The sequence below is a fragment of the Massiliimicrobium timonense genome (assembly GCF_002160865.1).
Taxonomy (GTDB): domain Bacteria; phylum Bacillota_I; class Bacilli_A; order Erysipelotrichales; family Coprobacillaceae; genus Allocoprobacillus.
Genome location: NZ_NFLJ01000054.1, coordinates 1 through 11,942 on the forward strand (window position 1 = coordinate 1; position 11,942 = coordinate 11,942).

At 31.4% G+C, this 11,942-nt stretch carries 14 protein-coding genes; 2 read left to right on the forward strand and 12 right to left on the reverse strand.

Annotation, left to right across the window (positions count from 1 at the left end; genetic code table 11):
* Positions 1-146 precede the first annotated feature (146 nt).
* From B5E75_RS13215 to trhA (B5E75_RS13230), 4 genes are all read right to left on the reverse strand, one after another.
* On the reverse strand, positions 147-611 hold the full coding sequence (locus B5E75_RS13215) for a deoxycytidylate deaminase (protein WP_087360120.1): 465 nt from the start codon (positions 609-611) through the stop codon (positions 147-149).
* 3 nt (positions 612-614) lie between these two features.
* Entirely contained in the window at positions 615-1,535 is a 921-nt protein-coding gene (locus B5E75_RS13220) for an RluA family pseudouridine synthase (protein WP_087360123.1), read from the reverse strand.
* Positions 1,511-2,017: a signal peptidase II gene (gene lspA / locus B5E75_RS13225; RefSeq protein WP_087360126.1), complete on the reverse strand. Its 507-nt coding sequence runs from the start codon at positions 2,015-2,017 to the stop codon at positions 1,511-1,513. Before lspA ends, B5E75_RS13220 begins: the two co-directional genes overlap by 25 nt.
* Positions 2,018-2,088: 71 nt before the next feature.
* Positions 2,089-2,739 (reverse strand): PAQR family membrane homeostasis protein TrhA, encoded by a 651-nt coding sequence (gene trhA / locus B5E75_RS13230; RefSeq protein ID WP_087360129.1) that lies wholly within the window; start codon positions 2,737-2,739, stop codon positions 2,089-2,091.
* 128 nt (positions 2,740-2,867) lie between these two features.
* Between trhA (B5E75_RS13230) and B5E75_RS13235 the strand changes: the two genes are divergently transcribed.
* The gene (locus tag B5E75_RS13235; protein WP_087360131.1) at positions 2,868-3,422 is read left to right on the forward strand and encodes a DUF1836 domain-containing protein; all 555 of its coding nucleotides are present in this window, start codon (positions 2,868-2,870) and stop codon (positions 3,420-3,422) included.
* Positions 3,423-3,450: 28 nt separating this feature from the next.
* Here B5E75_RS13235 and trhA (B5E75_RS13240) read toward each other — a convergent pair whose 3' ends face one another.
* From trhA (B5E75_RS13240) to B5E75_RS13275, 8 genes are all read right to left on the reverse strand, one after another.
* Positions 3,451-4,098: a PAQR family membrane homeostasis protein TrhA gene (gene trhA / locus B5E75_RS13240; RefSeq protein ID WP_087360134.1), complete on the reverse strand. Its 648-nt coding sequence runs from the start codon at positions 4,096-4,098 to the stop codon at positions 3,451-3,453.
* 15 nt (positions 4,099-4,113) lie between these two features.
* Positions 4,114-5,874 (reverse strand): MutS-related protein, encoded by a 1,761-nt coding sequence (locus B5E75_RS13245; RefSeq protein WP_087360137.1) that lies wholly within the window; start codon positions 5,872-5,874, stop codon positions 4,114-4,116.
* On the reverse strand, positions 5,871-6,353 hold the full coding sequence (locus tag B5E75_RS13250; RefSeq protein ID WP_087360140.1) for a GNAT family N-acetyltransferase: 483 nt from the start codon (positions 6,351-6,353) through the stop codon (positions 5,871-5,873). Before B5E75_RS13250 ends, B5E75_RS13245 begins: the two co-directional genes overlap by 4 nt.
* A gap of 44 nt (positions 6,354-6,397) precedes the next feature.
* Complete coding sequence (locus tag B5E75_RS13255) at positions 6,398-7,249, reverse strand: undecaprenyl-diphosphate phosphatase (protein ID WP_087360143.1); 852 nt, start codon at positions 7,247-7,249, stop codon at positions 6,398-6,400.
* A gap of 106 nt (positions 7,250-7,355) precedes the next feature.
* Complete coding sequence (gene rlmD, locus B5E75_RS13260) at positions 7,356-8,480, reverse strand: 23S rRNA (uracil(1939)-C(5))-methyltransferase RlmD (protein WP_087360156.1); 1,125 nt, start codon at positions 8,478-8,480, stop codon at positions 7,356-7,358.
* Between the two features lie 8 nt (positions 8,481-8,488).
* Positions 8,489-9,922 carry a beta-Ala-His dipeptidase gene (gene pepD, locus B5E75_RS13265; RefSeq protein WP_087360146.1) on the reverse strand — a complete coding sequence of 478 codons (1,434 nt, stop codon included), beginning with the start codon at positions 9,920-9,922 and terminating at the stop codon, positions 8,489-8,491.
* A 50-nt stretch (positions 9,923-9,972) separates the two neighbouring features.
* Positions 9,973-10,695, reverse strand: a complete 723-nt coding sequence (locus B5E75_RS13270) for a pseudouridine synthase (RefSeq protein WP_241146676.1) — start codon at positions 10,693-10,695, stop codon at positions 9,973-9,975.
* Positions 10,664-10,948, reverse strand: a complete 285-nt coding sequence (locus B5E75_RS13275) for a ParB N-terminal domain-containing protein (RefSeq protein WP_087360149.1) — start codon at positions 10,946-10,948, stop codon at positions 10,664-10,666. Before B5E75_RS13275 ends, B5E75_RS13270 begins: the two co-directional genes overlap by 32 nt.
* 109 nt (positions 10,949-11,057) lie before the next feature.
* On the opposite strand from B5E75_RS13275, the gene B5E75_RS13280 reads away from it, so the two are divergent.
* Entirely contained in the window at positions 11,058-11,807 is a 750-nt protein-coding gene (locus B5E75_RS13280; RefSeq protein WP_087360152.1) for a MurR/RpiR family transcriptional regulator, read from the forward strand.
* The last annotated feature ends 135 nt before the right edge of the window (positions 11,808-11,942 follow it).

An 11,942-nucleotide genomic window follows, 5' to 3' on the forward strand; every position in this document is an offset into this window, starting at 1 on the left:
AACGTTTACATATTTCTATTTTTAGTTCTTTAGAATATTTGCTTTTTCTTCCCAATATAAAAACCTCCCGTATCAGTGTTTAATTATTTACACTGTCTACTAGGAGGTTATCATATCAATATAAACTCACAAATAGCTTTTTTAACTTATTTGATTTCAATATCAAATGGAGTCATCTTTTGATAAACAACTCCAGCCGCATCCAGCATACGTTTAGCTGCACGATCACTCGGTGTATCGTTGTATTTATCATCTTCATAAATAATTTTTTGAATACCACTTTGAATAATAGCTTTGACACATTCATGGCATGGAAATAAGGATACATAAATACGACAACCTTTTAAATTCTGAATACTATTTAAAATAGCATTTAATTCAGCATGAACAACGTATGGATATTTGGTATCATACATATCCCCTTCTCTGTTGCCCCAGGGAAACTGCGTATCTTCACATCCCCAAGGCAATCCATTATAACCGACACCGACAATTTTATTTTCAGCATTCACAATACATGCACCGACTTGCGTATTAGGATCTTTAGAACGATAAGCAGATAGTTTTGCAATTCCCATAAAATACTGATCCCAGCTGATGACTGTTGACATTCATTATCCCTCCATTTCTTGACGTAACTGTTCTAATTTTTCTACAAAATAATCTGGCAGATCACTTTCAAAATACATTTCTTTTTGTGTTCTCGGATGAATAAAACCTAAAATTTTAGCGTGAAGATATTGCCCATGTGATGTATCATCACGTTTTAAACCATATTGAGGATCACCATAAACAGGATGTCCAATGTATTGCATATGAACACGAATCTGATGTGTACGTCCTGTTTCCAGACGACATTCAACTAAACACATATCACGAAAACGCTCAATAACCTGAAAATTCGTAATGGCTTCCTTCGCATTTTTATCAGTACATGTCATTTTTTGACGATCATGAGGGTCACGTCCAATAGGGGCTTCAATACGTCCAAATTCATGTGGAATTAAACCATGTACCAATGCCTGATAACGTCTGATAACCGTATGTTCCTGTAACTGTTCACTTAAACTCTGATGAGCCATGTCATTTTTAGCAACCATCAATAAGCCACTTGTTTCCTTATCGATACGATGAACAATACCAGGACGCATAACACCATTAATACCAGATAAATCTTGACAATGGTACAACAAAGCATTGACCAGTGTTCCTGAATAAATGCCTGGTGAAGGATGAACAATCATACCACTTGGTTTATTCACAACGATAACGTCCTGATCTTCATAAACAATATCTAATGGAATATTTTCTGGTAAAACATCCATATTCTCTGGTTCAGGAATTTCAATGAGGCATTGATCACCTGTTTCAACTTTATAACTTGCTTTGATAACACAATCATTGACACGAACATGGTTTTGACGAATAAGCTGTTGAATTTGAGTTCTTGACATATCTTTTAAATACAACATCAATAATTTATCAATTCTTTGTCCCTGATTGGTTTCATCTACTGTGATTTTGATAGTTTCCATGCTTTATACTCCTCTATACCTATTTCTAAAATAACCAGTGCCATCCCTATTGTAATTGCCATATCTGCAACATTAAAAATAGGAAAGTTATATCCAAAAATAATAAAATCAATAAAATCTCTGACATAGCCAAAAGCCAGACGATCAATCAAATTACCAATCAATCCGCCAAATACCAGAACCAATCCAAAACGTGTTAATTTTTGATAAGATTCAGATTTCATAAAATAATAAATAATACCTATGGCAGCAACCACAGACACAATTAAAAATAAACTGATTTTTCCTGCTAACATTCCCCATGCTGCTCCTGTATTATGAGCATATGTAAAATAGAAGAAATTATCAATAATCGCATAACTACCACCTAAAGATAATGTATGATCGACAATAATCTTTGTCACCTGATCACCTATGACAATCACTAAAAATGCAACAAGATACAATATGAGAGTCTGATATGTTAATTTCATTTTTTTCATTCTTTATCACCATTCCCTATTATAAGCAAAATTCATTCATAAAGCAAAGAAAAAAAGCATAGATATGCTTTTTAAAGAATAAAAATAACAATTGCCAGATAATGGAATAAAGACCCCATAATCACAAAGATATGAAAAAGTTCATGAAAACCAAAATGAATCGTTAAATTAGGCTTTTTAAAAATATAAATAAATGCCCCTATAGAATATGCAATACCACCACAAGCAATCAAAATCAGACAAGGTAAAGAAATACCCTGAAATGACTGAAAATCAAAAAGAATAGACCATCCAAGTATTAAATAAATAGCTGTTGCGATAGCTCTTGGAGCATTCAACCAGCAGATTTTTAAAATAATTCCAATAATCGCAACACTCCACAAAACAGCTAAAAAATAATAAGCATGGGGTTGTGGCATACAAGCCATGACAACAGGTGTATATGTGCCAACAATTAAGACATAAATCATAGAATGATCTAATTTTCTTAAAATCGTCTTGATTTTTTGATGACCACTAAAAAAATGATAAATAGAACTTGCACTATATAATGCTATTAAAGATAATCCAAAAATAATCGCTGCCCATAATATAGCTGGTGACGTTTCTTTTTGAATACCAATCACAATCATGACTAATAATCCAACCAAAGAAAGACATGCACCAATAAAATGTGTTTCACTACTAATGGGATCCATAGCTTTTTGAAACAACTTATTCATAATATCAGCTCCTTTTAATATAGTATTAAATACTACTTTATATATTTATTATATTTTATTTTATTCATTTGTCAACGAGATATTGTTATTTTCTATAAATTCATGTATAGTATTTATGAGGTGATTTGATGAATAACGAAAAACTTAATGAAATTTTAAATCAAATTGAACATATGAGTCATTTAAAATCAGAGGACATTCCTTCTTTAGATCTATATATGGATCAGATTATGACTTTATTTGATGTCAATCTTGCTGATAACAAACGACATGAAGATGATAAACTTCTAACCAAGACAATGATCAATAACTATTCTAAAGAAGGATTATTAAAACCAATCAAAGGAAAGAAATATTCAAAGAATCATATTTTACAGATGTTATTGATTTATTCTTTAAAAAATACTATTTCTATTCAAGAAATAAAAAAAGTATTACAGCCATTTCATGATCATATGGAAGAAATTGAACCTATATATAATGATTATCTTAACATCACTAAAGAACTCTTTCATGATGTCACAACATCCACAGAAAAACTTATTGAACAGCATCAGATGAATTTAGATGATTCCCATCATATGGTTGTCTTATTATTATTGATTTGTTCCTTAAGCAATCAATATAAAATGATTGCTGAAAAAATGTTAGATACGTTTTATAATGATGATGAAGAAAAATAAAACCAAAGGTGAACTTACCTTTGGTTTTTTACATCAAAAAGACAATTGCGATAAAATGTAAAATACTGGCACAGTTAATAAAGAGATGCCATACAAAATGGAAAAACTTTTTATGTTTTGCATAAAAGAAGACACCAATAGAATACATAACGCCTCCCAGTACAATGAAAAAGAGAAACCAGAATGATGAATGAATTAAAAAAGGAATAAAAATGACTGCAATCCATCCCATCACAAGATAAATAGCTGTTGATAGAATAGGAAAAGCTCTTTTGGAAATTGCCTTCAACAATATACCTGCTAGAACAGCTGACCATTGAATGACAAGAATCAAGATACCGACCCATCCTTTCACGACACATAAAGCAACAGGTGTATAGCTACCAGCAATCGCAAGATAGATGCATATGTGATCAAGCTTTCTAAAAATATATTTTTGCTGAGAATCATATGCCATACTATGATAAATGGTTGAAATTAAAAACATTAAAAATAAACAAATGATAAAAATAGAAACACCAACACTACGAACGACTCCACCTCGCAAATAAGAGTAAACTGATACAAATGGTAAAACAAATAGACATAACAAAGCCATAACACCATGACTCACAGCATTTCCTACTTCTTCTCCAAAAGTCAGTTTAAACATATCTTTCATCGTTTTTTCTTTCATTGCAATCACACTCCCCTATTTATCAAGAATACCTACCTGTTTTAATAAAAATTGTCCATTACTAGACTGAGATACCCCTTTTTTGATTTTATAGTCAAAACATATGTGTTCATCTTGATAATATTCATCAAAATGATAGTTTTGTTTTTTCAGTTGTCCCAGTTCTAAATCGTGAGTTGTTAAAAATGTATAGGCAAAAGGTAAGGACAATTTTTCAATTGTTGCTTTGGCTCCGGCTATACGATCCAAAGAATTCGTTCCTTTGAAAATCTCATCAATAAAACAAATCATAGGCTGTTGTTTTTTAGCATATTCAATCATTTCCTTAATACGCAAAAGTTCTCCATAAAATGTGGAAATTCCTTCTTCTACATTATCTTTCACACGCATAGATGTCATCATATGCATAGGTGAACAGCTTAACGACTTTCCAAAAACAAAGCCACCTGCATAAGCCAATACAAGATTTAAGCCGATGCTACGCATAAATGTTGTTTTACCAGACATATTAGAACCAGTAATGACACATAAGGAATCACTCATTTCAAAATCATTGCCAACAACTTGTTGAGGATCAATTAAAGGATGACACAAATGAGTAAAAGCAAGTGTTTTTTCTTTTTGTATTTCTGGCAAGACAACATCAAATTGATCTATTTTTAAAACTGATAAACTCATTAAAGATTCAAATTTTGCTAGTACCTCAAACCATACCGGAATAGCGTGTTGATATTGTTTAAGCCATTGTGCATATTGATAATGAATGTAGAAATCAAATAAACCTAATCCATTCAAGATGATAAAAGCAAAAATATTATGACGATATATGACTTTTTGACTAATACTTGAAAGCTGATGAATTGCCAAAACAACATCTTCCTGTTCCGTTAACTGTTTTTGTAGCTTTTGTAAATAATCTGATGTGAATAAGTTATTCACAATTTGTGCATAACATTGTGCATAACTTTCTAAACCTGTGGATAAGTATGCAATGGGTTCAAATAATGCCTGATGCCTAAAGTAAAAGAAAAAGGCAATACATAACTGTAAAACAACACCTGCTTCTAAAATAATCTGACTATAAGGCATGAACCAGTGAAAACAAACACAAAGCAAACTTAGACAGACAATCAAAGGGAAAAGGAATAGAAAAGGCGATATAGAAGAAACAGACTGATTTTGAATACTGTACAACCAATTTTCTATACTATCCTTTTTTTGACGCGGAATCAATGATCCCAGTGTTTCTAGCTGAATCACAAATTCTGGATGATTAGCTAATTCCTTTACTGCCTCTTGACGTTCTTTCATATCTTCATAACAATGATCATTTATCAGGTCACTAGCAAGTTGTTTTTTCCCTTGCGATGTAAAAGCAAGACATATCATCTGATATAAAGAATTTTTTCCTAATATATCTAAATCAAAACTCTTGTAATCATGTTCATCTAGAAATGTATTACCACATTCTTCAAAATCTTTCCATTTTCCTTTTTGACGCTGAAGATGTTTTAAATAAACCTGTTGGAGAGCATCGATATAAACATCCTGCTTTTTATAATGATGATGCACCTTGACAACAATCAAAAAAGCAATCAAAGCAACTCCTGCTAATCCATAACATACATTTTGCCAAAAATATCCCAGTAATAAAAAAACAATAACCAAAATAAACAATAAAAAACGAATCAATGATAAAATATTACAACAGTGATGTATATGCATACTTTTTTTATGTGTTATATCATATTTTGTTTGAAAATCTATAAAACTCATAATTCCTCCTTTGCTTGTTTTTCCAATATTACAACTTCTTCATGACCCCAATATGAACATGCTATTTCTTGAAATCCCATCGCTTTCCAAAAAGATAACCCATTTTTATTTTGTACTAAACAAGCCAATTGCAATGTATGCGTTGGATATTGCTTACAAAGATGTGTAATGATTTGTTTTCCATAATGACGATGCCATAAACTTTCTTCAACCATAAAAAGACCAATCCATAAATAATGAGAATCATGTTTCATAGAAAAACGATAGCCAATCATATAATCAAGATATGCAATCATTTGATGATTTTCATATATTTTACAATGATAGTGATCATCTTCACAAAATCCTTCTGGTCCTTGCATATCTTCTTGAATAAATTGATAAGTAATGTCTTGATGAAAAAGTGAGAAATAAGATTTTTGACGTTGATAAAAATGATAAAGTTCTTCGTCACATTGATTGATAAACTGATAATGCATAAAATGAATCCCCCCTAAAAAGAAAAAACACGATTTATATCGTGTTATCCTAAAAATATGAAATATAATAAAACAACAATACCTAAAACAATACGATACCATCCAAAAACTTTAAAATCATGTTTTTTAATATAATCCATTAAAAACTTAATCACAAAAACAGAAACAACAAAAGCAACAAGCATGCCAACAACCAAAATAATAGCTTCATGCATTGTAAAGGCAAAACCAAATTTCACAATTTTTAATAAAGATGCTCCAAACATAACAGGAATGGCTAAAAAGAATGTAAATTCAGCTGCCACTGTTCTTGACACCCCTAATAACAAGGCACCAACAATTGTTGCTCCAGAACGAGATGTTCCTGGGAAAATAGCTGCAATCAACTGAAACACACCAATTAATAAAGCAGTCTGTATTGTAATATTACGTAAAGAATGTATACGACTACGTTGATGGGCATTACGATTTTCAATGAGAATAAAAGCAATCCCAAAAACAATCAAGGCAATGGATACAGTCTGATAATTATAGAATATAGCTTCCAACTGTTCATCAAAAAGGACACCTACCACAGCTGCCGGAATACAAGCAACAAGTATCTTAATCCATAATACAACTTTATCTACTTTTACATAAGATAAAATTCCTTCTTTTGCTAAAGGATATGGATTATCCTTTTTCCCAAATGGAAAGAAATCATTCCAAAACAAAATAACAACAGCCATAATTGCCCCTAATTGAATAACGACCTGAAACATGCTATAAAATTCGGGACTGACATCTAATTGAATAAATTCATCTAATAAAATCATATGTCCAGTACTACTGATTGGTAACCATTCTGTAATTCCTTCAACAATACCAAACAATATCGCTTTTAAAATTTCAATCATTACTCACCCTCCTGATTGATTCACTATACCTGTATTACTATATATGAATTCTTCACATTTGTATATGCTTTTTGTTAAAATTTATGAAATTTTGTATAGAAATGAATCATGAAACACGAGATAAAGAAATAAGTGATTCAATATGATTTGTATGTGGAAACATATCAACAGGATAAACATCTCGACTCTTGTAACCTATTTTGTTAAACATTTTCAAGTCACGAGCTTGTGTTGAAGGATCACATGATACATAAATCACTTGACGAGGTTGTAAGACTTTTATAGATTCAATAAATGCCTGAGTACTCCCAGCACGTGGTGGATCCATAATAACACAATCAATCTTTTGTTTTTGCTTTGCTAACTCAACCATAAAATGAGTCGCATCATCATGGACAAAATGAATATTATGAATTTTATTCATCTTGGCATTATTTATCGCATCTTTATAAGCTTCGTGATTTAATTCGACACCAATCACAGTATCAACATATTGAGCTAAAAACATTCCGATTGTTCCAATACCACAATAAGTATCTAAAATAACATCATTTTTATGCAAGTCTAATAAAGATAAAACTTGATGATAAAGATAAGTGCATTGTTCATGATTGATCTGATAAAAAGATTGTGCTGAAATTTTAAAGGTTAAACCACATAACTTATCTACAATAAAGCCCTTTCCATAGAGAATCTTTTCTTGTTTTGATAAAACAATGCTCGTCTGTCGATTATTAATATTCAAAACAACTGATTGAACCGATGGACATGCTTTAACAAGTTCCTGACAGAAGTTTTTGCTCCCTTTCATAACAGCTTCCCTTCCAACAAGCACAACCAGTGTCTGATTCGTTGTCACAGCACGACGAATCAATACATGTCTTAAAAATCCTCGATTTCTGTTCTCATCATAAATAGAAACACGATACTTTTTTAACATCTTTTGAAGTTGTGTTAAAACTAGATGTGTTTGTTCATCATGCAATAAACAAGCTTTCATAGGAACAATGCGATGTGAGGTTTCTTCATATAAACCATATTCATATTTTTGATTAAAAGCAACAATGACTTTATTACGATAAAAATATGGATTTTGCATTCCAGCAACATCATGAACACGTTGATGAGGAAATAATTTTTCACATTTTTCTTTTTTGATGGATAGCTGTTTAGAATAATCCATTCCTATATATTGACAGCTACCACATTGTTTCTTAATAGGGCAATCCATATCAACCTCTATAATGTTTCTAAAAATGCAACAAGACATTCATAACATCTTAAATAAGATGCCAAATCAAGTTTTTCATCCGGTGTATGCACATTTTCCATATGTGGACCATAAGTGATAATATCTAAATCTGGTATTTTTTGTTTCAATACGCCTGTTTCTAAGCCTCCATGTGTTGCGACTTCCTTAAGTGGTTCATGGGCATATTGTTGATAGAATTGTTTAAATTGTGCTCTTAAACGTGAATGAGGGTCATAATCCCACCCCGGATATTCATTGGATACTTGAACTGAAGCACCATAAAGATATGCAATCGTTTCTAACTGCATACATAATTCATCACGCAAACTTTTAACGGGCGAACGTAATGAATAATCAATAGTTAAACTATGATCATGAGTACGAATGACACCCATATTTAATGATAAAACAGGTAAATGATCGATAACTGGTGACATTTCCAGCATTCCATTTTGACAAAGATACATGATAGAAATCATGGCTTCACTATCTTTAGATGTTATACAGACATCACATTCATCCTGATGTAATTCCACATAAAAATCCGGATCTGTCATTTCCAGTTCTTTTTTAATAATATCTTCCATTTGTCCAATATGATAAGCCAGTTCATCATAGGATTGACTGCTTGCAAAAGCAACTGTACACTCACGAGGAATAGCATTATTTTTCAATCCACCATTTACTTCAATCAAACGAATATCCATTCCCTGTTTTAATAAATGAAACAAAATACGTCCTGCAATCTTATTTGCATTTCCACGTCCTAGATGAATGCATCCACCAGAATGCCCACCTATAAGACCTTTGACTTCCATAACATAAACCGGAGAATCGTTATCCTGTCCTGTTATTTCTTTTGTAATGAGAAGATCATTTCCACCAGATGAAGACACACAAGTTTCACCTTCAGCTTCATTATCCAGATTAATAAGACGTCTGGCCTTTAATGAACTTGTATCAAGTGCCATTGCCCCACAAAGACCTATTTCTTCTTGAACTGTAAACACACATTCCAATGCTGGATGTAATAATTGCTCATCAGTTAATAATGCCAGCATATAACAAACTCCACATCCATCATCAGCACCTAAAGTTGTCTGATAAGCATGTAAAAAACCATCTTCAATATAAAGCTGTAAAGGATCATGATCAAAATCATGATCATTTTCTTTATTTTTTTCATTCACCATGTCGATATGAGCCTGTAACATCACCGGTTCATGATCTTCATAACCTTGACTTGCCTCTTTAAAAACAATAACATTGTGCATTTCATCTCTTTGATAATTTAAATGATGTTTTTCAGCCAAAGCAACAATATAATCCGCTAAGTCCTGTTCATGACATGAACCATGTGGAATTTGTGATATTTCTTCAAAATAACGATATATAAGTTGATTTGTATCTAATATAGCCATATTTCATCCTCCAATTCTGTTTCAATTATAACAAGTTCTTCCCCTTGTGTCTATCTTAATGCCGCCTGAAGACAAGCCATTTCCTCATCATTGAAATGACGATATTGTCCCAGTTCAAGACGAAAATCTAAAGTTATTCCAGCAAAAGCAATTCTTTTCAAGCCGACAACTTGATTAGAAATAGAAAGAAACATTTTTTTTATTTGATGATATTTTCCCTCTTTTAATGTCACAAGACAATGATAATCATCTATGATTTCTAAACGAGATGGTAAGCATTGGACATGATGATCAATGATAACACCTTTTTCAAAGTCAATAACAGCCTGTTTTGTTATAGGGGATTGTGTCCATACTTCATAAACCTTTTCTACATGATTTTCAGGAAGCAAAAGTTTTTTAGATAAAGAAGCATCGTTTGTTAATAAAACAAAACCTGTTGTATCTATATCCAATCTACCAACACAATAACAGTCTTGACGTCCAATCAAATCAACGACACAAGGATACACAGCATCACGACTAGCACATATATAACCTGCGGGTTTATAAAGCATATAATACACAAAAGGTGTTGCATTAATTCTTTGACCATCAACAAAAATACAATCTTCTTTTTTCACTCGATAACGAAAATCTCTTTCACAATGCCCATTCACTTCTACATGCCCTTTTCTTATCAGATTTTTACATTCTTTTACATTGCCTAACTGATTTTTCATAAGGACAAGATATAAATCTTTAATGATGGTTTCTTCCTCTCCAACAGTCATTAGAACGATCATTTCCTAGATTTTTAATAATAACCGGGACAAATGAGCCTCTTGAATAAGATAAATGATCTTGTAAAATATCCTGTAAAACAGATAAACGTTTGTGTCCATCAATACATTCATAGGTTTCTCCATTTTGATTAACAGTTATAGGAAAAGAAAAACCGATTCTTAAAATAGATTGATAGAGTGAAGGATCATATTTTTGATAATGAAAATGAATCTTTGAAATATCTATTTTATTGATACGCATTCTTTAACCACCTCGCATTTTTCTTGATTATATCATTTTTTTCAAAAAAGCAAAATCTTTATGTTTTTCTTTTTAAACATGTTATAATGTTAAATAAGGGAGGTATTCTATGAACATATTACTAAGCCGTATTCTTACTTATTTAAATGGAACATTATTCCACGACTATAATTATAAAATCTGTACATTTATTATTTTTCATTATCTGGAAATGGAAGATATGAGTGAAGAAGATTTTTTAAAGAAAGGTTGCTTTAAAAAAGAAGAACTCTATGCGTTTATTGCATTACTTGGTTTTCATGAATATGAAGAATTTAGAGAAACACTTGTTAACCATCATCAGACACGTTTGAATCAGATTCGTGTCAGAATGATTGGTGTTGATAGTCGTGAATTTATTGAAAAAATGGACAAAGATTGCAGTGATGATGAAATGGAAAAAATTATCAGTGATATTTGTCAAAAACTCTATCGCGCGAAAAGAATTGTTGTATTTGGAGCTTTATATCCTATTTCTATTGCGATAGAACTGCAAACTGATATGATTACTTTTGGTAAACCATTTATTCAATATCATAATTATGATCCTATTGTCATGGATGAACATGATGTGGCTATTGTGATTAGTGCAACAGGTCGTTATCTTGAAGGATTTAAGAAATCTAAAGCTGATGTTCATATTGACCAGTCACAACAAATTTTAATTACTCAAAATAAAAAATATCTGAAAACAGAAACAACACCTAATTGCAAGGTTATTTATGTTCCGGGTAAATTTGATAGTATTAACTTTAATTATCAGATTATGACTATTTGTGATTTAATTCGTTTACATTATTTTCAACAATATTATCTCTAAAGAAAAAAGATATAACTTGGCTCTGTGTCAAGAGTGGAGGGGAAGTAACTGAATCAGTTACTTCCTTTTTTAAATAATGTCATACTTAAAACCAAGATGCAGAAGTATTCTTTTTCTTAGGTTTTGAAAATATCT